This window comes from Paenibacillus sp. Root52 (assembly GCF_001426865.1).
Taxonomy (GTDB): domain Bacteria; phylum Bacillota; class Bacilli; order Paenibacillales; family Paenibacillaceae; genus Paenibacillus.
Window position 1 is genome coordinate 1 of record NZ_LMFO01000007.1, and the last position, 25,051, is coordinate 25,051.

General features: G+C 36.9%; 32 protein-coding genes. 26 read left to right on the forward strand and 6 right to left on the reverse strand.

From position 1 onward, the window contains the following. The first annotated feature begins 247 nt into the window (after positions 1-247). The 11 genes from ASD24_RS31415 to ASD24_RS09225 all read left to right on the forward strand — a co-directional run bounded on the left by ASD24_RS31415 (position 248) and on the right by ASD24_RS09225 (position 9,522). On the forward strand, positions 248-4,450 hold the full coding sequence (locus ASD24_RS31415; protein WP_056694730.1) for a fibronectin type III domain-containing protein: 4,203 nt from the start codon (positions 248-250) through the stop codon (positions 4,448-4,450). A 167-nt stretch (positions 4,451-4,617) separates the two neighbouring features. Further along, entirely contained in the window at positions 4,618-5,178 is a 561-nt protein-coding gene (locus ASD24_RS09180; protein ID WP_056694733.1) for a hypothetical protein, read from the forward strand. A 540-nt stretch (positions 5,179-5,718) separates the two neighbouring features. Beyond that, positions 5,719-6,006: a hypothetical protein gene (locus tag ASD24_RS09185; protein WP_056694734.1), complete on the forward strand. Its 288-nt coding sequence runs from the start codon at positions 5,719-5,721 to the stop codon at positions 6,004-6,006. A gap of 41 nt (positions 6,007-6,047) precedes the next feature. After that, complete coding sequence (locus tag ASD24_RS09190; RefSeq protein WP_056694737.1) at positions 6,048-6,263, forward strand: hypothetical protein; 216 nt, start codon at positions 6,048-6,050, stop codon at positions 6,261-6,263. A gap of 200 nt (positions 6,264-6,463) precedes the next feature. Continuing rightward, positions 6,464-6,709, forward strand: a complete 246-nt coding sequence (locus tag ASD24_RS09195) for a hypothetical protein (RefSeq protein WP_056694739.1) — start codon at positions 6,464-6,466, stop codon at positions 6,707-6,709. A 78-nt stretch (positions 6,710-6,787) separates the two neighbouring features. After that, the gene (locus tag ASD24_RS09200) at positions 6,788-7,285 is read left to right on the forward strand and encodes an AbrB/MazE/SpoVT family DNA-binding domain-containing protein (protein ID WP_056694741.1); all 498 of its coding nucleotides are present in this window, start codon (positions 6,788-6,790) and stop codon (positions 7,283-7,285) included. Positions 7,286-7,389: 104 nt separating this feature from the next. Beyond that, positions 7,390-7,842, forward strand: a complete 453-nt coding sequence (locus ASD24_RS09205) for a hypothetical protein (protein WP_056694743.1) — start codon at positions 7,390-7,392, stop codon at positions 7,840-7,842. 242 nt (positions 7,843-8,084) lie between these two features. After that, a complete protein-coding gene (locus ASD24_RS09210) occupies positions 8,085-8,450 on the forward strand; it encodes a hypothetical protein (protein WP_056694746.1) in 366 nt (121 codons plus the stop codon). A 70-nt stretch (positions 8,451-8,520) separates the two neighbouring features. Beyond that, entirely contained in the window at positions 8,521-8,937 is a 417-nt protein-coding gene (locus tag ASD24_RS09215; RefSeq protein ID WP_056694747.1) for a hypothetical protein, read from the forward strand. A 37-nt stretch (positions 8,938-8,974) separates the two neighbouring features. Then, complete coding sequence (locus ASD24_RS09220) at positions 8,975-9,175, forward strand: hypothetical protein (RefSeq protein WP_056694749.1); 201 nt, start codon at positions 8,975-8,977, stop codon at positions 9,173-9,175. Continuing rightward, the gene (locus ASD24_RS09225) at positions 9,172-9,522 is read left to right on the forward strand and encodes a hypothetical protein (RefSeq protein WP_056694752.1); all 351 of its coding nucleotides are present in this window, start codon (positions 9,172-9,174) and stop codon (positions 9,520-9,522) included. Before ASD24_RS09220 ends, ASD24_RS09225 begins: the two co-directional genes overlap by 4 nt. A 109-nt stretch (positions 9,523-9,631) precedes the next feature. Here ASD24_RS09225 and ASD24_RS09230 read toward each other — a convergent pair whose 3' ends face one another. Further along, a complete protein-coding gene (locus ASD24_RS09230; protein ID WP_156395393.1) occupies positions 9,632-10,069 on the reverse strand; it encodes a hypothetical protein in 438 nt (145 codons plus the stop codon). 363 nt (positions 10,070-10,432) lie between these two features. On the opposite strand from ASD24_RS09230, the gene ASD24_RS09235 reads away from it, so the two are divergent. The 14 genes from ASD24_RS09235 to ASD24_RS09300 all read left to right on the forward strand — a co-directional run bounded on the left by ASD24_RS09235 (position 10,433) and on the right by ASD24_RS09300 (position 21,721). Further along, positions 10,433-10,792 (forward strand): helix-turn-helix transcriptional regulator, encoded by a 360-nt coding sequence (locus ASD24_RS09235; RefSeq protein WP_056694756.1) that lies wholly within the window; start codon positions 10,433-10,435, stop codon positions 10,790-10,792. A 57-nt stretch (positions 10,793-10,849) separates the two neighbouring features. Beyond that, on the forward strand, positions 10,850-11,866 hold the full coding sequence (locus tag ASD24_RS09240) for a hypothetical protein (RefSeq protein WP_056694758.1): 1,017 nt from the start codon (positions 10,850-10,852) through the stop codon (positions 11,864-11,866). A gap of 240 nt (positions 11,867-12,106) precedes the next feature. Then, positions 12,107-12,868, forward strand: a complete 762-nt coding sequence (locus tag ASD24_RS09245; protein WP_056694760.1) for a hypothetical protein — start codon at positions 12,107-12,109, stop codon at positions 12,866-12,868. A gap of 212 nt (positions 12,869-13,080) precedes the next feature. Beyond that, complete coding sequence (locus tag ASD24_RS09250) at positions 13,081-13,500, forward strand: hypothetical protein (protein ID WP_056694763.1); 420 nt, start codon at positions 13,081-13,083, stop codon at positions 13,498-13,500. Beyond that, entirely contained in the window at positions 13,490-13,819 is a 330-nt protein-coding gene (locus ASD24_RS09255) for a hypothetical protein (RefSeq protein ID WP_056694765.1), read from the forward strand. Before ASD24_RS09250 ends, ASD24_RS09255 begins: the two co-directional genes overlap by 11 nt. Positions 13,820-13,855: 36 nt before the next feature. Beyond that, positions 13,856-14,296: a hypothetical protein gene (locus ASD24_RS09260; RefSeq protein ID WP_056694767.1), complete on the forward strand. Its 441-nt coding sequence runs from the start codon at positions 13,856-13,858 to the stop codon at positions 14,294-14,296. A gap of 105 nt (positions 14,297-14,401) precedes the next feature. Continuing rightward, entirely contained in the window at positions 14,402-14,761 is a 360-nt protein-coding gene (locus ASD24_RS09265) for a hypothetical protein (RefSeq protein WP_162248939.1), read from the forward strand. 144 nt (positions 14,762-14,905) lie between these two features. Continuing rightward, positions 14,906-16,144, forward strand: coding sequence for a DNA polymerase IV (locus tag ASD24_RS09270; RefSeq protein WP_235540486.1), 1,239 nt, complete (start codon positions 14,906-14,908; stop codon positions 16,142-16,144). Beyond that, positions 16,141-16,506: a YolD-like family protein gene (locus tag ASD24_RS09275; protein ID WP_056694770.1), complete on the forward strand. Its 366-nt coding sequence runs from the start codon at positions 16,141-16,143 to the stop codon at positions 16,504-16,506. The genes ASD24_RS09270 and ASD24_RS09275 overlap by 4 nt, the downstream gene beginning before the upstream one ends. Beyond that, positions 16,490-16,864 carry a hypothetical protein gene (locus ASD24_RS09280; protein ID WP_056694772.1) on the forward strand — a complete coding sequence of 125 codons (375 nt, stop codon included), beginning with the start codon at positions 16,490-16,492 and terminating at the stop codon, positions 16,862-16,864. Before ASD24_RS09275 ends, ASD24_RS09280 begins: the two co-directional genes overlap by 17 nt. Before the next feature lie 194 nt (positions 16,865-17,058). Then, positions 17,059-18,195 carry an SEC-C domain-containing protein gene (locus ASD24_RS09285; protein WP_056694774.1) on the forward strand — a complete coding sequence of 379 codons (1,137 nt, stop codon included), beginning with the start codon at positions 17,059-17,061 and terminating at the stop codon, positions 18,193-18,195. Positions 18,196-18,351: 156 nt separating this feature from the next. Continuing rightward, positions 18,352-19,278, forward strand: coding sequence for a hypothetical protein (locus ASD24_RS09290; protein ID WP_056694776.1), 927 nt, complete (start codon positions 18,352-18,354; stop codon positions 19,276-19,278). A 369-nt stretch (positions 19,279-19,647) separates the two neighbouring features. Continuing rightward, complete coding sequence (locus tag ASD24_RS09295; protein WP_056694777.1) at positions 19,648-20,517, forward strand: abortive infection system antitoxin AbiGi family protein; 870 nt, start codon at positions 19,648-19,650, stop codon at positions 20,515-20,517. A 1-nt stretch (position 20,518) separates the two neighbouring features. Next, positions 20,519-21,721, forward strand: coding sequence for an abortive infection system toxin AbiGii family protein (locus tag ASD24_RS09300; RefSeq protein WP_056694779.1), 1,203 nt, complete (start codon positions 20,519-20,521; stop codon positions 21,719-21,721). Positions 21,722-22,105: 384 nt separating this feature from the next. Here the strand turns inward: ASD24_RS09300 and ASD24_RS09305 are convergent, their stop codons facing one another. Then, entirely contained in the window at positions 22,106-22,426 is a 321-nt protein-coding gene (locus tag ASD24_RS09305; protein WP_162248940.1) for a hypothetical protein, read from the reverse strand. 118 nt (positions 22,427-22,544) lie between these two features. On the opposite strand from ASD24_RS09305, the gene ASD24_RS09310 reads away from it, so the two are divergent. Further along, entirely contained in the window at positions 22,545-23,219 is a 675-nt protein-coding gene (locus ASD24_RS09310; RefSeq protein WP_056694783.1) for a hypothetical protein, read from the forward strand. Positions 23,220-23,265: 46 nt separating this feature from the next. On the opposite strand, the gene ASD24_RS09315 is transcribed toward ASD24_RS09310, so the two are convergent. The 4 genes from ASD24_RS09315 to ASD24_RS09325 all read right to left on the reverse strand — a co-directional run bounded on the left by ASD24_RS09315 (position 23,266) and on the right by ASD24_RS09325 (position 24,747). Beyond that, on the reverse strand, positions 23,266-23,898 hold the full coding sequence (locus tag ASD24_RS09315) for a hypothetical protein (RefSeq protein ID WP_056694784.1): 633 nt from the start codon (positions 23,896-23,898) through the stop codon (positions 23,266-23,268). A gap of 92 nt (positions 23,899-23,990) precedes the next feature. Beyond that, entirely contained in the window at positions 23,991-24,191 is a 201-nt protein-coding gene (locus ASD24_RS09320) for a helix-turn-helix domain-containing protein (RefSeq protein WP_056694786.1), read from the reverse strand. Between the two features lie 4 nt (positions 24,192-24,195). Continuing rightward, positions 24,196-24,351 (reverse strand): YvrJ family protein, encoded by a 156-nt coding sequence (locus ASD24_RS29900; protein ID WP_082560351.1) that lies wholly within the window; start codon positions 24,349-24,351, stop codon positions 24,196-24,198. Between the two features lie 6 nt (positions 24,352-24,357). Beyond that, positions 24,358-24,747, reverse strand: a complete 390-nt coding sequence (locus tag ASD24_RS09325; protein ID WP_056694788.1) for a sigma-70 family RNA polymerase sigma factor — start codon at positions 24,745-24,747, stop codon at positions 24,358-24,360. Positions 24,748-25,051: the final 304 nt, after the last annotated feature.

Below are 25,051 nucleotides of genomic sequence, written 5' to 3' on the forward strand. Positions count from 1 at the left end.
ATATCTATAATTTATAACAATTTTTATAATATTTTAATTTTATATTTAAGAAGAGATTCTCTCTGAAACTAACTCTCGGATCAAATCCTTTTATAAAAAACCGGCATATTAACCTAAGAATTTTAGGCTCATTTGAGGGGAATAATGATTTTCCTCTGATATGAGTCTAAAACTCAAATAAATAGGATGGAGGAAGGCTTGGTTAATCAAGGATTTTATGAAATTTAGATTTAAGGGAGATAGAAATATGAAAAAAATGATTGGTAAAGTTTTATCTGTAGTCTTATCAGCAAGTTTAGTATTAGGTAGTGTACCACTGTGGGGAGGAGGTACAGCAGAAGCTGCTGTTAATCTCAGCACCGATCTACATTATGAAAATCCAAATATCATTCAGAGTGGGAGATACGGTACCAGTTTTCTAGACGTTGACCATAAACTAATCTCTTTCGGGTATAGGAGTCAGACCGGACGTGATGGTAGTACTATAACTATCACGGAACCAGTAATCATCCCTAGTGAAGTTTCTCTATTCACTAGTATTAACGACAATAATTACATCGTAGATACAGAGGGGGTTATTTGGGGATGGGGAGCAAACTACTCCGGAAGTCTGGGATTAGGATCAAGTGTTAGAAACTCAGTTAAGTATCCTTTGGAGATGTTTTCATTGGGTAACGTCGACTCTATAGTAAGTACGGATAGATATGCGGCAGCCATTAAAGATGGAGAACTTTATAGATGGAGTAGTGCAAGTAATACACCGATTAAGTCACCAATTGATGGTAAAGTTAAAAAAGTTGGATTGAGTCTTTCGGGTACAGAAATCTTAATTTTATTAGACGATGGAAGGCTGATGTATGCTGGTAATGGGGCTTCCAACTTGTATAACGGAAAAGGTAACGTTAGCAAGTCTGAATACACGCAGGTGCCTGTGCCAAGTGTCTCTAATTTCTGGTTGAATGGTGACATGGCGGTAGTCTTGACGACCGAAGGAAAGTTTTTAGCTTGGGGCGATTCCTATGCCGTGGATAACGGTATAAATGAAATAACTAAGGTACCTGGGAATATTAAAACGGTATCGGTCGGATACAATCATATAGCTCTTTTGACCGAAAATGGTGATGTCTATACTGCTGGTAGGAATGCTAAAGGACAATCTGGATTTTCTTCATCTCTTGTTGTCTATTCTAAAGAATTCATAAAACCAGAAAGATTTCCTTCTGACGTTGTTTACGCATACGCTGGTTATGAAAACACTTTTTTGGTGACAAGGTCTGGTAAGACATATGCAGTTGGTCAAAATGAGAATGCACAGTTGGGATTAGGTAATGACAACATAGTAACTATACCTACACTTATACCAGCCTTAACTAATAGGGTAGCTTTATCTAGTCCAGTGCTGCATATACCAAACACTCCTTCTAATTTTAAAGTAACAACAGAAGAGACTAGTTTGACGGCAAGTTGGGATTCTGTAGAGGGCGCAACTACTTATAAGGTGATTGTAGCCGGACAAGAGGTTTATAGTGGTACAAGCTTAACGTATACTTACCAAAACTTAGTAGCGGACACGGAATATACTGTGGATGTCGTAGCAGTGAATAGTAAAGGTGAGAGTGGTAAATCAAGTTTGACCGTTAAAACTAAAAAAAATGTTGCTCCTGATAAGTTGGAAGCTCCTACTTCACTTGAAGTAGACAGTACTGAAGAAAACAACGTTAAAATCAGTTGGGCAGCTTCAAAAGATGCGCTTATTTATAAAGTATTGCGTAATGGTACAGAAGTTGGATCGGTTGCAGGTACTACGTATACTGATAAAACTGCTACGGTAGGCGAGAGTTACATATATTCCGTTAAAGCTTTTGACGGAAATAAGACTAGCGACGCTTCTAACATTGTTGTAGTGACAGTTACTCCTAAAGCTGAAGAGCCAAAAGTACCAGCAGTTCCTACAAACTTTAAAGTGGTTTCCGATGAGCATTCTGTTACTGCAAGTTGGGATGCTGCAGAGGGCGCTCTTGATTATAAAGTCGTAATCAATGGTTTGGAAGTGTATACAGGATCAGACTTGGCATACACTTATACAGGTTTGCCAGAGAAAACTGAGTACCGTGTAGAACTTTCTGCTGTAAATGCAATAGGCGCTAGTGGTACACAATTAATGACGATCTGGACTAAAGATCCTAAGAAGTTGCCAGCAGCTAAGAATCCAATGGCAACTACAACTTCTAATGAAGCTGTAATTTCATGGGATGCTGTAGAAGGTGCAACTGAATATTGGGTTAAGGTCAACAATGATGTGATATACGAGGGAACAGATACAACCGTAACAGCAAAAGGGTTGAAACCAGATCGACCATATACTGTTTATATCTATGCCAAAGCTGGAGTCGTTGAAGGGGAGCCTGCAACTATCCATATTGTTACCAAGAAAGAAACAGTAATGTTAGAGAAACCCGCTAATCTTGTATTGACTCCAAAAGCAGCTTCTGTCAAAGCAACTTGGGACGCTGTGAATGGTGCGAGTGGTTACAAACTGATGAATGGTAACTCGGTAATCTATCAAGGTCCACTTACTACGTTTACTGATGTGGATTTGACTGAAGGCACAACGTATAACTACTCCGTTTTTGCTATGAGCGGTGATGTATTAAGTGAAGCTACGATTGGTAGCACTACTACACTGGTTCAACAATTGTCTTATCCAGTAAATTTCCGTGTAACAGACTTACGCTGGGATAGTGTAGTTTTCGATTGGGACGCAGTGGACGGTGCTGATGAGTATCTCATCACTCGTGAGGGACAACCCATTGGCGTTCCAATGACTCCAGGCTGGACGCAAAGTGGTAGTGACCTGGCTCCTGGTTCAACGTACACGTATCGTGTAGCTGCCTATAAAGGTGGAGTGTTGGGTAAAGAAGCGATGAAAGTTGTTACTATTCCAAGTGAACCAATTGAGGGCGAAGCCCCAACAGGTGATTTAGTGATCAAAGCTAATCGCGTGCAGCACGATAGAGTAGGGCTAAGTTGGAATACTGTGACTGGTGCTACGTACTATGAAGTTTATCAAGATCAAGATTATAAAGTTTGGTCTGGCACGTTAAATGCTGTAACAGATCCTAACGTTGGACCTCAAGAAATTCACACGTATAAAGTAGTGGCAGGCAATGAGTGGGGTACATTAGAATCTAACGTGATTGAAGTAATCACGCCGGCTGCTCCACAGAGTATCGTTATCACACCTAGTCAGCCAACGGAGGGTACAATTACCTTCAACTATAAAGTGGTTGAGGGCGCAGTTATGTACACAGAGCGTAACCCACAAACAAAAGCTGTACCTCTGGGTGATGGTACTTATCACGTAACGTACTACAACAGTGCGACTGGCGAGACTAGAGATGAGGGAATTCAAACCCCAGTTAATGGAATGCTGAGGTTTACTGAAACGGGCGTCGATCCAGGCAAGAACTATCATTATGATATCACAGCAATTTTAGTTAGAGCTGATGGTACAGAAGAAGTTGTTGCTAAAGAAGAGATTAGTGTAAACACACCGTCTGACGGCAGTGGTGCAACTGTTCCTGGAACAATAACTGATCCCGGAACAGGTGGCGGAGATACTCCGGATCCTGGAACAGGAGGGGGCAGCACTACACCAGGTGGGAACACCGGTACAACTCCACCGCCTTCCACTGGTGGAGGTAATAATAGCGGATCCGCAGGTGATCAAAGTGGTAACACTGGATCTGGTTCGGCAGGGGGTAACGGAAATACAGGAACTTCTGCAGGGGGAACCAACGTAACCCCAGTAGAAGACAAAAACTCTGTTCCTGGTGTGGTTAAAGAACCAACAACAGGTAATGAAGACCAAGTAACGGATAATAACCAAGACAACAGCACTGAGTACAACAATAACTATTCAGACATTGCTGGAAACTTTGCTGAAGATGCAATCAAGAATTTAACCGCATCGGGTATCATCAAAGGTTATAAAGACGGTACATTTGGGCCAAACAAAAAAATCACCCGTGCTGAATTTGCTATCATGACAACCCGAGCATTAGGCTATGAAAATTCAGGCGCTTATGTTCAAACGTTTGTCGATTTTGATACAACGTCATGGTATGCTGAAGAACTTCTTACAGCTTTAGATGCTAAGGTAACAAAGGGATTTACAGACGGTACCTATCGTCCTAATGTAAAGATCCCAAGAGAGCAAGCAGCAGTAATGATCTCAAACGTCTTGGAAAAGAACAACTATGAAAACCATAGTGAAAAAGTCTTCTTGGATGATAGAGAAATTATAGCTTGGGCTCGAACTTCCGTATATTTATTGAAAAATCACGGAATCGTAGAAGGCCAAAATAACCTTTTCTATCCAAAACGTGATATCACTCGAGCGGAAGCAGCCCTTATGATCTACAGATTACTTGATGTATTGAAAAAATAAATACGATGCGAGCAACACCGAGGAGAACTATCCCTCGGTGTTGTTGTTATTTGTCTCTGAAACACCATAAGGAAATCCCCACAATACATGCACTTTCTTTTGATTGGAACTACATGGTATACTATATATAGTGTTTTATTCGAATATAAAGAATGGAGGAACACTATATGTCGACAGTTGAGTTGGAGTTAGAAATTGATGGATTACAGCGTGAACTTGCGGGGATTGAACAAAGGATCTATGAAAAAATGTTACCCAAAATCAACGCAAAGCGTAATGCTGCCAGACAAGAATTCGAGAAATTTTTTACTGACTTTGGTCTTACAGTTCAGCACACTTCAGGACAAATACATTACGACGGAAAAAACTATTCAGAAGATATTGTCACTGCTACCAAAGGTGGGGTCAAATATGAGCTGAGAATGCCTGATTTGTGTGTCGATTACGTAGGAGCGTATACAGTTTTAACACTTAGTCAAGGGACGAAATCAGAATTTAAGGTAGGCATCAAAAGTACAATGAAACGATTCAGGTCGTTAACATACGGAGCTGCTAATAATAGCGAAGTAGAAAAATTACGTGTAAATGTAAAAATCCTTAAAGAGCACATAGAAGAAGTTAAGAAACGTGAATCTAATTTAGACAATACATCAGCTATCTATACTACTAAGAATTTAGAATCAGAGTATGAATCATTTACTGACATACTCAAAGAGTTCACCAAGTAAAAACATAATAAATTACAAAACACCAAAAGTGAAATTCGCTTTGGTGTTTTTTCATCCCACCATACATATGATAAAATAATGATGTGAAAAATTCACAAAAAGAAAAGATCAAAATCATCGAAAAAAGAACTTCCACACATCCCCCAGCAGTGCAACCCCGACTGAAATTTTAATTAAATATTGCTCACCCCCAAAAAATATCTATCACAACCCGATAATAATTTTAATGAAGGATGTTATACAAAATCTATTTTAAAACGAGAGTCAGAAAAAAGGCATCCTATACTGGCTGCCCAATAAAGAAGATACAAATTTTGAACCTTAATTGAATTCATAGACCCAGTCGCATCCACAAACTAACGCTATGTAATGCTTGGATGTGGCGAGAGTGGGAATGGCCAAGGAGTATCAAAACAAATATTTTTAGTCACATAGAAAAATGATAAATTGTCCGGGGTTCGGTATCTTCATTCAGACGAGCCCCGGACTTTTATATATTCTGCTTCAAATGATCTAATAATAACAAATAAGGAGAAACCAATGAAAATTGAACGACTACGTGAAGACTGCCTTGAAAAAGAAGAATGGGATTTCGGTGTTAAAACTGAGATACTCACTGATAAAATCATAGTGTTTTTGCGAGGTTATACTAAATCTAAGCGTCAGAGTAAACGCCACAAGTTTAAGGAAGTCGAAGTCTATGACTCAAGTCGAAAAAACGACAAAGCTCCCGGGAAAATTCCAAGTTCAGATCAGGTTCCCAAACCGCAAGATGTACTGCTTGAAATGGAAAAACGAATCACTACTTCCATCACATTTAAATTGTAGTTCACAGAAGTTAGTAAAAAAAATGTATAGGATGAGTGACCATGACACTAACTGAACAAGTTCTTAACAAGATCAAAGAGTTAGCGGTTACTGACGAGGCAATATCACCAAATGCGATCGCTGAAGAAGTAGCTAACCTAATTGCACCCGATGGTGTTGAAGGCAGCGGGACAGAACATGATAAAGCAAACGCCATCTACGACGCTGTTGAGAAATTGATGTCTTTACTAGTCGCAGATGTTGGTCGGTACCAATAATCTGTATGTAATCGTCTATGGCCGGTGTTTTTGAAGTAAACCCTGCAGTTATGATATTTGCTATACAGGATCACGGACTACACAAGGAACCCTTCATAGATACTGACCTTCACATAGACGTACGTAGCCGATCTATATCTTTGGTGACTCCAAAAGAAAACAAAACAGAGCTGCTAAATAGAACAAAGGGAGGATAACCCATGGAAGAGTTTGATTCGAGTGGTAATCACATTCACTTAACCGCTGAGAACGCTCAAGAGACGATTACGTTAGCTATTGAGCATCTACTTCACACCACTGCCTTAGAAGAGCGTACAAAGGCATTTGATGAAAATACCGCCTACCTAAGAACACAGATCATGAAAATTCATGAGTTTGGCGGCCCTCCCCGTGTACAACTTTCCAAAATACTGACAATGTTCAACATTGAAGTTATGGAAGAATAGCTCCTTATATAAAACCATTTCACATAACCCGTTATCCCCATATGGTACAATAAGGAAGGGATGGGAGGTGCTGTTGGAGTGAAAAAAGATAGAAACACTGGAATGGTTCGTAAAGTAGATTCTTTAGGTAGAATTGTGCTACCTATTGAAATGAGACGAATACTTGGGATCGAGGTTGGCGATCCCTTTGAATATTTTCTGGACGAAACAGATGACAAACTGATACTAAGAAGATATCGATCCCAGGAATGCATGTTTTGTTCATCAATTGAGGAAGTATCGTATTTCAGAGATTATTTTATTTGCAGAACATGTCTTAATCAGATACCTACATATGTAAATTCGTTAGATAGGGATCATGAGCGTCCAGTACTTCCACCTGACGAAACAGATTACGACCATAATGAAATATCACAAACCAAGAAACAGGTTCGGCGTGAAGGTGCTCTAATGCGACTAACGAAAGTCATGGAACAATACCCAAGTGCATCACAGCAAAAATGGGCTGAGATTCTCGGTATATCCCAGGGCAGAGTCAGTCAAATGAAGAAACAACTAAAAGAAAAGAATAAATAAAACTGGAAATTCTACATGTATTCCGATCATTACTCGATTAAAATCGAATGATCTATACTATAACAGTAAAGTAATAAAATTAAATAAAGAGGAGAGTGTTAAGTATGAAAAAAGAATTAGTAATGCATCCAGGAATCTATCGATTTAGATGGCCGTATATACCAGGACCTATGGTGCGAAATGAAGAAGGTAATGTCATTATCTATGACTGCGATGTTGTCATGAGAGTCGGGCAAGAAGAAGATTTAAGAGAAGGAAAATTAGTTACCATTATCATCACCTCAGATAGTCCCCCAGGAGTTCAAAATAGCATTGAACACATTGCAACAAAAATTCGGATTGCTTTCTTCGATCAGATCTTCCACGAGAACCACTGGGAAAAATCCATAGTCTCTGAAGATAGAATCCGCTGGATTGAACAACATCTGTTTTCAAAAGGAAGCAATCCAGGAGATACTTCCGCAGATCAAAGCTTAGAAGTTACAATGGAATGGGACGCCAAAAAGCACTTATATCGTGATCCGAAGTGGACAAATACATCCATTAGATATAACTAAGTCGCAGCATAAACCAGATATGTGTTTTCAAGCATATCTGGTTTATATCTTTAAAAAGTATTTGGAGGATTTAGCGAGATCTGAAGGAATTAAATTTTTATGTGTTAGTATGCATCCTGATAATCTTGCTAACAAGAGAGCAGTTAGTAAGGCTGCGTTTGTCTTATGATTTGAAGGTAGCGTGGGTAAGAAAAAAAATAAGTATTTATCACAAAACGATATAGAAAGGATGAACAATAATTATGAACAGTGGAGTAAGTGAAATTGTAGGGGATATGATCAAAATGCCTTTGACTAATGGAGGGTATGCATATTATCCACTCAAATTTGGGAATGATGCGATGCACAATCGAAAATACTCAATATTTGTAACTAAAGGGCAGACAGAAGAAGATGCAAGTTTACTTATGGCAACGACGCTTACTGGAGCTCGTACTATTCTCGTTGGTTCATATGATGAGCTCTTAGATCGTTTGCATGCAATCCCATGGAAAGAAAATCGTATTAACACTCGTGAAGGTAAAATGTATCGTAAAATTGCCCCTTCATATGATGCTTTGAATCAATTAATACAAGAGTTTAAAAAGAACCATGAGAAGTTAGTTTAAGACGATATTTGTCTTATGAAGGCTAATTCATTTGAAACTAGTCTATAAAAGCTAAGGAGAAATTTATTTTATGAGTCTTACCCGTAAGATCGATGTAGAAGGTAGAATTGTCTTGCCCATAAGTACCAGAGAAATACTAAATATTGATCCAACATGCGATATCGAGATAAAAGAGTCAGATAATGGATTGAGTTTATTCATTCATCGTAATTATTGTGTCTTCTGTGGAGCTACATCACAAACCGTAAAATTCAAAGGTCATGAAGTATGCAAAACCTGCGTTGAGAATATAGCTGCTGAATCAACCCCCCTACCTAAGCAAGAAAAAATCATTCATGAAGATTATCGATCGCCAGCAGTAATTAAAATGAAAGAACTCCTTAAAAAATCACCTAACATTAAGCAGTATGAAATGGCTGAGATTTTAGGGATTTCAAAACCAAGAGTATCACAACTTATGAAGAAGCTACGCTCCAACGTCGTGTAAGTCTAAAATACCGATTTCAATCATAGGGAGATGAAAGATGAAAAAGATGATGTTGGAAGAAGGAAGTACATACGATTGCGTTGTTAGCGGACAAATTTGGTCATTTACTGTAATCGAAGCAGATCAGGATAATGAAAATGATTTGTGGATTACCTGGAATGGTCAAGACGAAGAACACGAAGAGTGTCATTCTATTGATTATTTGGTTGAAAAAATCGAGGAGCATAGAACAATATGATTGCTGGAGTCATTTATCCCCGTGGGGACAGTGAGGCAGCACTAGTAAATGCATTGTCTGAACTACTTAACCAGCCAAATTATAAATTTGCAGAGATGATTGTCCCGAGAGCACTTGTACTTACCGATCACTTTGCACCTGAAGGGCATAGTTCAGATCGCGAGTATCTAAGCTTTATCTTTAATCCACAAACTACCATTTTAGAAATATCGAGTACAGATCATACAGTAGTCATTCCGGAATGGATTATAAAATACTATAAACCAGTTAATGTAACTAAAATCAACCCACAAAAAACTAGTGACAAATTAGTTTATCTCCTACATTTGAACTCAGAGGATAAATAAAATCCCTAATAAACAGACCCCCACCATACAATAATATGGCGGGGGTCTGTTTTGTCGTAGAGCGAACATTCAGCTCATTCTAAAACCAGCAAATTGACACTTTTAATTATCAAACTAGTCTAGGTATGTAGGACTGGAAAGCAATAATAGCTTCTTCAACTTCTATAGAAGTCATTCCTGCATAAAACAAGGTTTGTCTAATTTTATCAATATTATTGATATAAATATCTCCGATTTCTTTTTTCAGAGTGTTTAACATCCCAGGCTGCATACTTTCAGGAATCGGTTCACAAAGTCCATAATCGAGCCGCCTAACATCTCCAGATTCCAACCAAATGACACTTTCGGCTAACTTAGTGTCCCAATCTTTATATCCGGATGAGAGTAATGCCAATTCAGTTAAGTAAAAGTCATAAATTAAATTCGTAGGAAGTCTTCCATGTGTTTTTTTGTAGGTACCTAGGTTTAAACCATCAACCCACTGGGTTAAAACGAATACACCCGATGAGTATGCATATAACGTGGGAGTCATTGGTTCTTCTTGCAACGCAGCTAACGCTTGCCATTCATTGTTACCGTCTTCTCTAGCAGCCTTAGGTCTGTAGACTTTCAGGCAAAAATCATCAATCTTGTATACCGTCGATCTACCACCGATGACAGCCGGTTCTATTTCAGGGTATAGACCATGATTATGAAGAGTTGAAAGCAGATCCTCAATGTGAGTTGGAATCTCTTTTAAAATTTCTATGAGTAACCCCCCCTTTGTATTGCAATTTGCCTCAAGTATAACGTACGGATAAGAAATGTAATATACTATTTACAGTAAATGTGATTCTGTACATACAAAGAAAGGATTCCCTATCAGATTGAAGTCAAACTATAGGGGAATGAATCAGGAGGAGATCAAGAAATGGCCTTTATGATTGCCCAGCGCGCCTACATAAAACTATATCTAATCACCATGGTGGAACAACATAGAGGATATGGATATGAAATGTTAGAGGTAATGAAAAAAGAGTTCGAGCAGTACGGTTACGTCCCGCCACAAAGTGAAATTTATCGAGCTCTACATGAACTAGTTCAACAGGGCATATTCTACCGAACCAAAAAACTTAAGGGGACGGATCCCAAAGTAGATTTTCAAGAGATTGTGTTATATCACTTTACAGATGACGGATCTGATAAAGCTGACCTATACAAGAAGCAAGTGAAAGCTGACTTGGATCGGTGTATTGGCATGCTCCACAAAGCAGTCCACGATAATTATTGATAAAGATAAACCATGATATGAAAAAATCAAAAGTAAAGGTTATTAAGGAGGATTATTATGGGTGGTAGAGATACAGCAAAAGGTATCAAGATACAAGGAGTTGTCGCGGTTTTGAATTCACTTACGAAAGAAGACTGGGATACCGTAACTATTGAACCTGAGGGAACGGATAAAATCGATATAAAATGGGAGCTAAATAATGGTAAGACAAGAATAGAGCAAGTCAAAAGTACAGAATCACAAATCCGAAAAACTCAAATGTTAACTTTTGTAAATGAAATGATTGCCGAAACACCTTCAGCAGAGGAGTATGTTTTAACTGTTATAGGTAGTATGACTGAGGACACTTCAAAGTTTGTTGGTTCACTAAATAATGGAACATTAAATACTTCACAATTAGATGATTATAATCACCTAAAAAACAATTCGGATAAAGCAACAATAATTGTTAGAGGGTTTGATTTCGAAGCTTTAGAAGCGTTAGCATCCAAACTATTGCACAAATTATATGAAACTAAGAATATAACTTTAAGAGCGGGAGAATTAGAAAAAAATACTTCTGCGCTCTTTCATGAATTTGATCGTTTACCTATATTGCGAAAAAGCTTAAGTAAAACAGACCTTGAAGCTATGTTACTCAACTGGATTGACAAAGCAACGAATAGTGATCTAAATATGAATGACAGAATAGAGTTGAGAGAGGCTCTTCTTGAGTTCAGAGATGAATTCGATTCATTACTGAACTCATTATTCGATCCAAATTATAAGTCGAGAGAAAAAATTTCTGATATACATAAGAAACATGAACAAGTTTTCTCCATCTACGAAATTCAAAAGAGATATTATAACTTGTTAAATGAACTTCAGGGATATGACAACACCAGAAAGTTAATGCTTAAACTTTATGAAGAAGATTACCTACCGATAAAAAATACCACACAAGAAGAATATAGCAAATTACCGAAAATCCTGAATGATTTATCTTTCAATCAGATTCAGGGGAAAATTGAGAGCTCCGAGCCAATAAAACAATTTTTTGCTTACTTAGATGAATTGATAAATCAAGAATATTAATCAAGGTGATACCCAATATAAAGGTTTATTATAAGGCTGCCTGTTTATGTTCTGACTTGTTACCAGCTTAGATAATTCTAACTCTCATTCGAGGGAGGACCCTATTCTATTTAAAGTCGCTATTATAGCGGCTCTTTTGTTTGCGGAAACTGTCAGGCTTAAATAATTCGACGATTGTTTAAAAGAGAGGGATTACTCTTATCAGCTTGAATATCGCGGCTATTTGTTGATGAACAAGTAATGAAAGTTTATCAAGCTATGATGCAATTTGATGATATATTTAAGTACATGACAAACATTAAGGAGGATAATGTGGAATTTATAAAATCTTATTATAAGAAACATAAGCTACTATTGATACTACTAGGTCTTGCAACAGGTATTCCTATACTGATTAGTCAGTTCATTCGAATTCCAACAGGCAGTTGGACTATTGGTAACGAAGAAGCGTGGGTTAGCTTTTTTGGAAGCTATCTAGGCGGGATAATTGGTGGAATTATCACACTGTATGTCTTTAAAAAGACGATAGAAAATCAGGCACAAACACAATCGGATTTGTTAAAACACCAAGAAGAGATTAGGAAATTATCTATGAAGCCATACTTCACTGCTAAAACGGTTAAGAGTTTTAATAATGATGACCCACCGTTCAACATCAATTATTATGTGTATGATGTAGAGCAGCTTTCATCAATCAAAAGTTTATATACTTTAATTAGAATTGAGAACGTGGGTATGGGAAATGCTATACGTATAAATTTTATTCCTGAACCAAAATTTTATACTAGTGTTGATCTTGATCCATTGACCTTAAAAGTCGGTAACTCCATGATTATAAAATTAAGTTTAGACACTACACCGGACAAAGACGAGTTTATCCTACAAGTAAATTTTACAGATTTAATGGGACATAAATATTCACAAAATATTAAACTCTTAAAATTTGAAAATGAGATTGTTGTAAGTTCGATTAGTGAACCTCGTCCCGTAATCTCCATCTAAAAATACATAGGTAAATATAAAATAATTATGTCCTCAAAACCATCACCTGAAAAGGCGGTGGTTTTTTTGAATACGTAAATAGGATATATGTTTCAATATTCAGAATTCCAGATCGATCCAACCCAACAATGGGCATCCTTTCAAGTAAAAGAGCTGCCCCAATACATAGAATAAGCAGCATATAAAAACTAGAATAGAATGGAGCAATATAAATGAATATTGAACTTTATACAGATAAGAAAGAGATCTTGATACATGCCCCAGAATTAGAATCCCAGATACGGCATGAGTTAAATCCATTTGCATTTTTACTTAATCAACAATTAATTGCCTATGGAGAAATAGCCATCTTAGAAGATCGATCGCTGGAGATTAAGATGCTTCAAGTCATTGAAGAAAAACGAGGTTACGGGAGAATTTTTGTAGACTATCTAAAAACTATACCTGGTATTAAAGAATTGTGGGGAGAAGCTCTTCCTGAAGCCGTTCCATTTTGGCAAAAGGTAGGTGCATCCTTCGACCCGATGAGTTATGAACACTATCTTAATAACAATGATAAAAATGAAGAAGGTTTTTTAGTTCCATTCACAATCAAACAATATCGTAAAGGGGACCAAGATTATGACTTTTAATACCGGCTGGAACCCGAGCAAGACAGGGTACCATTTTCAATCAAAAGAAGAATACCAGGCACTTGTTATTCCATATCTAAATTTAAAGAGCGGGGATAAGATCTGTATTAATGATAACAAACATATCTGGGAGGTTGTAAACACGAATTTAGATCCTGTTTCTCATACTGAAGCCGGTGTATATTGCAGATCTACGGTCACAGTAAGAACAAAGTGTGGGTACTATGGATGTGTAGAACGTGAGGCAATTGCTTGTCAAATCCAAGATGAAAAAGACTATTTAGAGTTCATTAATGGTGGCCAAATGCTTCTATTTTAGATAGATGAATACGAATGAAGGACGTGAGATGCTGTCATGAATAATTTAGTTGCCACGAGAACAAACCTAAACCAAATTATTAAATGGTCATCCTCCAGATATAATTCGCTAAAGAAAAGAGAAGTGGTCAGCCAAATTCTCTTTTATATTGAACGAGGAACTGACATAGTTGAGATCTATGAAACTGGTACATATACTGAGAAAACAGGTGGTCAAGGATGGGATTACAAATTGACCATTAGCAACGGTCAGGCTTTGCTGCAGGAAATAGGCAACAATAATCAGAGTTACCTTTTGAACCCATCATTAAAAAGAAACGTATATAGCGGAGCCAAATCCATCATACTGAAACAACCTGTATACGCATGGCATAATCAAATAATAGGTATTGAATTACATGTCGTGGATGAAGAACATGATAGATACTTTATCTGTTTAGACGATCATCCATATTCACTTCAAAAGGAGTATGGTTGACGTCATTTCATAAGAATGAACGAGTTTTATTCCGGAAATTTAGGACTAAAACGTAAAAATTTATAATTTGCCGCCTTCGGGCGACTTTTTCATTTAGGAGAATGGATGATGACACAAAAATATGATGCTGCTGCAGCAATGCGTGAGCTACGACGAAAAAGAAAAGAACAGGGGAAATGCGTATATTCTAACTGCGATGCCCCGCTTGATACCAAGACAATGTGCGAAAAACACGCAAATGCCATAAGACAGAAAAAGCAAAAACAAATAGAAAAAGGACTTTGTGTATACTGTAATGAACCACTAAACACGGGTACGAAGTGTGAAAAGCATTCAGAAAGAAAATATAAAGACTCTCCATTAAGGAATTCTGGCCATAGATACCCGCTAGAACGACGTTCTAAGCTTGATCAGAATGTTATGGTTGGGTCTAATTGGAGGCAGCAAAAACGAAGAATGATGTAATATGATACGTAAAACGACCAGTCCTAGGCTGGTCGTTTTTTTTATAATGGACAAGTACATATAAAAATTTACCTCTTGCATAAAGAACGTGTGTTCGGTTTATAATATATACAAACACACGTTCTAAAAACAGGAGTGATCTTATTGACTAAGCAGCGAACCATAATGCTTATTGATATGCAGTCGTTTTACGCTTCAGTCGAAAAGGCAAAGATGCCTCAATATGAAAACAAACCTTTAGCTGTAGCCGGTGATCCAGCGAGACGTTCCGGAATTATTCTAGCTGCTTGTCCATTGGCGAAAGCTAAAGGGGTTTCTACTGCCGAACCACTGTGGCAAGCTCTACAAAAATGCCCTGATCTAATTATTGTAAGACCACATATGCAAGAATATATAGAGGTATCAACTCAAATTATGAGGATAATTGAGGAATTTACAGACCTGGTTGAGCCGTATAGCATCGATGAACTATTTGCCGACGTGACCGGATCGTTACATCTTTTCGGAAATGACCCAATTAGCATGGCCAAGCAAATTCAAGACAAGATCCTCAATGATACCGGCGTGTATGCCCGAGCTGGCATAGGAGAAAACAAGATCATCAGTAAGCTTTGTTGCGATATGATTGCAAAAAAAATAAAAGGTGGTATTTTCTACCTCAAGAAAGAGGAGTTACACCTCCACATTGGTGATAAGCCCATAAGAGACATGTGGGGAATAGGCTCAAGAATGGAAAAACATTTATGGAAAATGGGCGTCCGAACTATTCGAGACCTGGCAAATACCCCTCTCTCCAAACTGAGAAACAAATGGGGAGTCAATGGAGAAGTGATCTGGAGAGTAGCAAACGGCTATGACGATTCACCAGTAACCATAGATACACATAGCACGCAAAAGGATATTGGAAACGGCATGACACTTCCTAGGGACTATGCAGAGTCCTGGGAGATCGAAGTAGTCATCCAGGACATTTGTACAGAAGTCTGCAGAAGAGCCCGTAAAAAGGGACTGATGGGCAGTGTAGTGTCTGTAAGTGTGTCTGGAGCTGATTTTGATCACCCTACAGGCTTTCATAGGCAAGTTAAGCTTCCAGACCCAACAAATATAACGGTCGATGTCTGCAAAATGGCTAAACGTATATTCCATCACTATTGGGACGGGCAGCCAGTACGGCGTGTAGGTGTATCCCTTTCTCAACTATCGGACGCAGATACATACCAATTGACCTTATTTGAAGATCAAGAGACCAAACGTGCCATAGATAAAGTCATGGATGACATAAAAGATCGATTTGGGGATATAGCCATTCTACGAGCCAGCTCGATCACCGCAGCCGGTCAAGCGATCGACAGAGCATCTAAAATTGGGGGGCATTACAAATGAGCAGAAAGCTTGAAGCCAATGGGTTATGGGAGTCGAACCGCATGATGTTACCCCAGCACAAAGAACGAATTAATGAGCATCGAACACAAATTCAGTATCAGTCCAAACCTATCATTCATGATGACGAGTGGGAAATCATTGCTCAAAATTTAGAGATGTCCCTCAACTATACTATCCCGGCAAGTTTTGAGGTCTTTAACGAATTGGGGAACTGGTATGTACATGGGACGGTCACGTCCATTAGTAGGCAATCGAATAAAATCAAAATTGAGAAGGATCATGGGTTTGAACATGTCGATTTTGATCAATTGATCTCTGTAAAACTGGAAAGTGGAGGCGGATTCGGTGAGGCAGACTTCTGAGGAACTTGCTCTGGTAAAGAGGGCTATCGAGCTGCCATATTTATTGAGCTCTCTAGAAATTGATAAAAATAAAATTTTGGATTCAAATGTGAAGATGAAGTCCCTGTATGTCAATCATCTAGACCATATGCAGAATAAGATCTCTTTGGAAATGTACAAATTAAAACTGAGTATGAAAAAACATCATATAAAAATAATTAAAGAGAATAGATCCGAGCTCAGTTTATCCGTGGATTACTCCCTAAAAGGTTATAGACATGAAATGACATTGTTATGGAGCAAAGTGAAAGTAGATATTACTTTGATCCTTACGGAAGAGATGAACCTTGATATCACAAATTTAAACAGACAAACATAGGGGGGTCACTATATCGTCTAATAAAGAGTGCTAATTAGCTTCTTAGGAACGTATCTCACAATAGAATATATCATCATCTGAATTGTGGTAAAATCATCGCATACAAGTTCAAGGACTTCATTACCTGGACTAAGCAGCGTGATAACTCAATAGTTCTATAAATCTATAATCGAGACTCGTTAGGAGAAAAAACATTGAGAAATTCTAGACTGAATAATTTATGTTACTGTGGTAGTGGAATGAAGTATAAAAATTGCTGTATTAAGCATGAGAACCAGTATACTGTATTTGTTGATGAAGCAGGAAACAGTGGGTCAAATTATTTAGATCTAGATCAACCATTTTATCTCGTTGGTGGATGGATAATTCCTAATTCGCGTTTGGCATCAACTACAATAATTGATGAAGCTGCTAAAGCTTTGAATGTTAATGGAGAGTTAAAAGGGACTAACTTAAGTGGTAATAAAAAAAATCAGAGAGAATTCAAAGTTATGTTTGAAAAAATGGAAGCGTTGGATTGTAAACCATTTTTAGTTTTCGCTGAAAAAAAATATTGTATTGCTGCAAAAGTAATAGAGACGTTTCTTGACCCTTTTTACAATAATAAAATTTCAAATCGCTACACTTTCGACAACCTGTTAAAGAAACATCTCGTCGAAAAGGTCTACAACCTACCATTTGATACGTTGAAGAAGTTTGCACAAGCATACCGATCGTTAGAACCCGCAGCCATGGAACAAAGTTTAGAAGACCTTTGCAATGGTCTATCAGAAGTAAATGAATATGATCTAGCTGATAAACTTTCTGGAGCTTTCAATTATATTGAAGAAATTACTGCTATTGAAAAAAAGACAAACACAGAATTTTTATCAAATAATGCGGCAGCTAGTTTAAACGTCCCAACATTTTATTCTCTAATTACTCATTTAGAAGAATATGCGTGCAAAACGAATATGAGCCTAACTATAACTCATGACAAAACAAAAGCATATGAACATGGCTATACAGAGTTATATAAATTAATTAGCGAAGCTACTAACTCCAGATTCCAATTGACGGACGGTACAAATATTATCACAGGTTTTGATTATTTGAAAAATATTCAATTTCATGATTCAAAACAAAGTCCTTGGATTCAATCAGCAGATGTGTTAATGAGTTCTCTTAATCGCTTTTTAAAAAAGGTTTATACGAATGATGAAGTGAATTCTGAATTACTGGAACTAGGCAAATATCTGAATTTTATGCTGGCACCTACTGGTTTAAAAATGGGAGATTCAGTTTGTTCTGAAGATACTAGAAATAAAATTAGGAGTGTCATTAAAACTTAAATAGAAGCTACACCCGAAGGCCAAAAACTATTCCTAATGAAGTCGCTAAATCAGTGGCTCTTTATTTTATTAATTCAGTTTTAATTACTAGTCTTGATGTTTAGTTAACAACGGAAGCATACTACTTAATTTACTAAATGGGAAAGTGGTGTAAGAATGTTTGATATTGAATTAAGGATAGCCAGTCTTGATCAAGAACAGAGAGAGGCTAGCAAAAAAACTATTCATGAACTGGTTCATCATTTAACATCGGAATTAAAGACGGAAGATCTAGATTCAATTATTTATACTGATACATTCAAAGAGGACATAACCTCCTTCCAACGTTCAAAGAACGTTCAGGAAGGATATACTGAGTCATCATTTGGTTCAGCCATAGCGAAGGTAATCAGTTATGAAGAGGGTCATCAACAAAAACATACGGTATTCCTGAATTCTGTTCTATATTGGGCTTTGTGTGATGAGAACTATAAAAATTTAGCAATTCATACTCTTCACCACGAGTTAGGACACGTTCATGATGACAGTATAAGATTTCAATCATATAAACCTTTCCAAATCACTCGTACAGATGATATTATGACTATCGCTTCTAAGATAGGAGAAATTATGTGGATGGAATTTATTGCAGATCGTGTAGCAATCACTTCATTCACAGAAAGCAGCGGTCTTAGAGACGATGATGTACGTGATCTGGCTTTAGCTATTGTAGAGAAAATGGATAATACCATTAATGAGTTCTTTATGGAAGGAAACTCTTATACGGTTTTTATTAAAATACAAGAGGAAACAAATCTATTGTTAAATATCACAGGAAATCTATTGGGGAGAATTCATGGTCTCCAAATCCGGGAATATTTAGATCGCTTGCGAATGGAATATTACACTCCATTTCTCGTTCGTTTCAGTGAAGAGTTAGAGCACCTTTATAATACATATCCTAACTTCCACGGTATGAGTGACTTTTTGCCTCTTGCAAGAGTTATTGTTGACCTTTGGGAAGTACTTGGTGTAAGTTTTGATGCCGATCATGAAGGCATTAATATTACGATTTCTAAACCTAGTGTACTAACATCATCATAACCCGATGAAAAAAAGGTGACTGTATCCAAGCAGCAGATATAATAATTAGTTCATTGAACCGTTCTTATCAGAACAATGTTTCATCTGAAAATTATTGTGCACAGTAAAACCATTCAACTGACAGACAGGTTAGATGAATATGCACTAATGCGTTGGGAGAATTTACTTTTCTTGGTAAGCTGTAGCACTTTTGAAAGTTGTCGCTTGCTGAAGCGGCTTATAATTCCTTGGACAAAGCCGGCTTTCGTTATTTATGAATTATGTGGAGCCGCATTTGAAAAAAAAACTTAAATAGATCATCAGTCGAAGTTAAAATTGAAAAAGCAAAGTTAACAATCTTAAATTCACTTAACATATAAGGAGTCATCTATGGAAAGAAACCAAATTAATGAAATTGCCTTACCCAATGCACCCATAGTTATTACATCAGATACCTCTTTCAAGCAAAGTGCAAATGTGCTGTTTAATTTTATGCCGAAGTTAGAATACCTGACCAGAAAGTTATCTCAATTGGCGATGATTCCAAGGTATTATGAAGAATCAATAGAATATCTTGAGTTAGATGGACTGGAAAAAGTAGCATTTCCAATGGTTTGTTTCTGTGATATCCATTTGAATAGATTGACTAATCATATGGGTAAGGCAGGAAGTGAAGTAGGATATGGCCGATTCGGTATAGGAATGGATAAAACCTGGGGTATATCAAACGGGGTGCAACCTATAGGCTATATAAATACTTCTTCGTCCCTTATTAACGATTATAAAATATCATTCCAACGCGGCTTAATACAAGAAAGCCAAGATATAGGAGATGAAGTTTTTCGTAATTATCTAACGACTCAATTACTTTATATCAAGCCTTTGTATGGAGCTATGCTCAAGAAGAGAGATGATAGGGTAAGTCGTCTTGAAAAGAACTTTCACGATGAAAGAGAATGGAGGTTTGTACCAAATTTCAGTAATGTGACAACCGAATTAGAATTGATTATTCCTCAGGATGAAATGGTGAATAATGCTAATAACACTGTATGCGAAGCGTATTCAAAAGGTCTAGAAGAAAGAGAAGAACTTTGGCTGAAGTTTCAATATGAAGATATTAAGTATTTGATAGTGGACACTAATGAGGATAGAATACTCCTGATAGATTTTATTATGAATGAACTCAACATTAATCAATCAGAAAAGCTTGTACTAATCTCTAATATTATTGTATTTACTCAAATAGAAAAGGATTGGTAAAATGTTCTCAAATTTTAAAAAAGCTTTTGGTAAGCCTGAAAAACGTAAAATTCCAACTGAGATTGTAGACGCATTCAGTAGGAACCTACCAGAGGGACTTAAATATAAGCCATTGAGTAATGATCTCATGGTTGTAGTTGCAGATAACGATCAAGATATGTCTATGGCAGTATCTGCAAAACTTATTATTCCTGAGAATATGAAATTACTAACCAAAGACCAGTTATATGAGATGGTGTATCGGACACAGTCATATATAAAAATAGATCAAGAACATCCAATTCTTATAAATGATATTCCTATTTCATTAGAAGAAACAGCAGTTAGCCCTTTAAATACAATTAGTGGGGAGAGGGAATTCATCCTAACTCCTAAACCTTTTCCACCTCCCTTCGAGATCGAATTGTCAGACAACGAATTGGTTAAAAAGATTTTAGTGCAGAGACAACCACTTGCTGACTTATCTAAAAGTCTATTCAAAAATGCGGATAGTGACGGAATACAGCTCTCCTTAATAGTTGATGAACAAAATGACAATAAATTAAAATTTACCTTAAACTTTAATTTATTAAATATTTCAGCAGTCAATGAAATGGTTGAGACGTTTAAATTGTATCAGTCCTTTATTGAAGGAAATGGGAAGATTTTTGGAGTTCAATCACCACCTATTGAGTTAAATGATATCGAAGAGGTGAGTTTTAAAAATTTATTTATATTCTGGGAACGAATAAAACTACTTCAAGATGAGCTTTCGGTGGAATTTCATTTAGATGGAGCCTTAAATAAAGAAGAAGAACTAGAATTAACTGAACTCTATTCATCCTTTGTTAGAAAAGAGCCGTTCAAGAGATATGTTTCATTTGATAAAATTTCATTAACTCCTCATGAGGAAGAGTTTGACAAAGAGGTATATCTTAAAAATGAAGGTATGGTCTTTAGCTTCTTTAAACAAATAAGACTAAATTTATTAGGTGTTGAAATGGACTTATACGAGGCATCTGCCATAGGCAATATTAAAATAAAGGATGTAGTTCCCGATCCTAATGTACCTGGTAACTATGATTGTATAATTGATAGTAACACCGAAAAGAGAACGTTTACTTCAACTCAGTATTTTAAAAATATGGATGAGGCAGACACCCTTCGGAATAATCCTGTATTATTAACTGAAGGGAAAGAACTGAAAGGAATTCTAGAAGATTAAAACTAATACGATGAAGAAAACGGATGACCGCCAAAGTTCTTCTGGCGGTCTTTTTATGTGTTATACAATAAATTCTATCTTTAAGCTGATCACCGCCGCGTGTAACTCGCAACACATCTGCTGCTTGAAGATAACGATAGTATTTCGAAGTCGCTATTTTAGCGGCTTTTTTTATTTTATTGATACAAGTTCTTGTCCTTGGCGAGGGATAAGAACTTGTATCAGTTGCCGGAATGGCCAATAAGATAGCCCGATTATCGATAAGAAGTCATCTAAACATATCCATAAACCGATACAAAAATCAGTCAAGAGCGTATAAGTTATTGATCGTTATAATTATTCTACACAGTAAGAAAGTCATTATTAGATCAGTTACAAAAATCATTATTCAATGTTTTGTTGGCAACCACATGGCGATAATATTTCTTGAAGTCTGCCAGTAATAGGATCTACACCGAACTTTTCGATATACATGTGACGAAGAGTAGATAACTGGGTAGACAATTCTAAACCAAACTTTTGTAATGTCTCTTGTTCTTCCTGTTTTGTACTTTCAACATCATCTGTAATAATACAATTGGAATACGTCATTACCGCTTTGTGCACAGCTTGGATGCTTTTTAATAAATTATTTTGACAGACCACTGCAATCACTCCTCTATAATTGTAACAAGAGCGTAAGTTACTCTTTTTTAAGAAATCCATTACATATTATCAACTTTTATGGGTTATATATGAAGTATAATAAACTTTGTAAATATGACTAACATTTAGAAGGGAAGCGGTTTAAATTTTTAAGAAGTATTCAGTTGTCCTAGGTTCCATGGTTGCAGTAAGTATTTTATTATCTGGATGTGGGACTGAAAGTGCAGAAAAACCTATTGATACAGCGACGCAAACGAATAAGGGAGAGGAAAATCAAACTCCGGATTCGCCATATACTAATGTAGTTAAAATTGATACCAATCAAGAAACCCCGACGGTACGAGCACAAATCGATACAGATAGTGGAGAGCTATACGTTGTTTCAGAAGGAAAAGAAGCAATTGGACATATCACTACACCGAGTGTCCTGGGTAAAGAAGGCGACTTCTATTATCAAGGTAATTATTCTGTAATGTACAAGCATAATGAAGAAGAAAAAGAAATAAAAGAATTAAAGGATATTGTTTTTGTTCAACCTTCTGACCAGCCTATTTCCTTCGAAAAAATCAGTTTTGAAGCAATGGACGTTTTCTTACTCACTCCTGAATATACATCATCCAGAGGGTATAATTCCTATGCTTTTGGCATTGATAAAAAAAGTGGAGAAGCATTTGCTATTACCTTTAAAAATGGTGAAAACGTTCAGGACGTTATTAATTATGAGAAAGATAGTGTTCCCGTTAGCACAAGTGAGAAGTTGGTCGTAACGACGAGAAACACAGAAGGCCAAGGAGATACATTAACGACAGAATATAGCTTTGATCAAGACAGTAAACAATTCGTTGCAGAATAAGAAGATGCACTACCACCCGGGGGTAGTGCATCTTTAATTTTATGGTTTAGTAGAGATTAGTTAAACCGTACACATTTGGATCTGTTTTTTGGATGTAGATAAGCGTATTCAGGCAGGTATTTCCTGAACTCTTGATTGTATTTTCCATACCGTTGTACGGATCTTCAGCCCAAATTCGTTTAGTAGCATCACTTTTCAGTGCAAATGATTGGGTCGAGCAGTATGACGTAGCTGGCCCTGAATATTTAGTATAATAGCCAAGCTTCAAAGCTTTCACAGCTTCGTCGATACCTTTTGCATTACCACCAACGTCAGAGTATGCATATCGTACATGCATGTACCCTTCAATCAGAAGTTTAGCATAAGCAGAGAACCCATCTTTAAGTGAACTGAAAACTAGGTTTCTGCCAGAAGGTCTGGAATTGTCGTACGTTCCACTATATCCACATGCGCTGCGTTGAAAGGCTGGATTTAGAGTAGACCGAAGGTCTGCGAGATCCCAACCGTGTTCAAATCCCCATTGAGCAATAATCAGAGCAACCGGAAGGCCGTTTTTTCCTCCACTTTTTCTCCAACTTTGATAAGATACCCATTTTGCAAGAGCGATTGTGTCATATCGTGTTCCGTTATACGTGATAGATCCATTCACAAAATTACTGATGTTTGTTACGCATGCCATACATATTACCTCCAATAAGTTTTTTTTGTAGATCACCGGCGTCTACTATATAAAGAGAAATGAATCTCAAATTCTACAACCACTCTTCAGTTTTATTTGAAATCATTAGTATCAAAAGTTTGAATAACCTCAATCATTTTGACATAGAGTTCTTGTTGTAAGTCTTCTCGATGTTCGACGGGCACCTGTAATAAGGATGCTTTTAACTTCGGCTTAAATGATTCCAAGATATGTAGAGTAGCCTCAGGATCTTGATGTTGTTGGGCTTGTAGCAGCCATTCTGCGATCATCATCAAATCACTTCTTTACGTTTTTTTGTATTTCGTTCTTCAGACCATTAATAGCTTCGCTTAAATCGGATATTTTTTTTTCGAAACGAATAAGGAGATACAGTGTAATTGAAATAGGAAAACCTAAGTTTGCAATTAGGGTAGCAAAATCAACTTCCGACATCTTTCCTCACCCTTCCATTAACTTTCTTAATTTACCTAGAGCTTTTAAACGGTGTTTTGAGATGTTTTGCTGTGATCCACCGACTAATTTAGAAATCTCTTTGTCATTAAGTCCTTGGACATAAGCAAGTGATAAAATTTTTTGTTGTTGTTCTGGAAGGGATTCAAAAGCTTGATAAAGTGATTGATTGGTAATGTGATCTTTTAAACTCAGTGGCACAGATTCCGAATCATAAGTAAAAAGTAAGGACGATTCAAGGTTTTCATCATTGTCTAGAGTTAATGGGAATCGGCTGGTGGTCATTCTTCTTTTCTTGTCATAGTTTATGGAGTTGTAATATAGAAGATTGGCCATATAAGTGATAAAACGTCGATTCAATTGGTCATTGGCTTTCAAAATAAACCCCCTCCTTTATGAAGAGATTACTCCTACCTAATAAAGAGAAACGAGACAAGATATTTACAACCATTTTCCAACAAAAAGAACAAGTGTTCTTATATTTTACCATTAACGATATATCAGTCAATGGAATACGATCCATAGTTTCTTTAATATTCCATATATGTTTTGTTTGTCTATCTGTTTTAACATGCTATATAAAAGTCACAGAGCTAGCTTGATAAAGCTCATTAGCAGCACCTGATATATCGTTTACATATAAGAGTTTATAACACAATATATAGAGTAAAATTCTTGAATA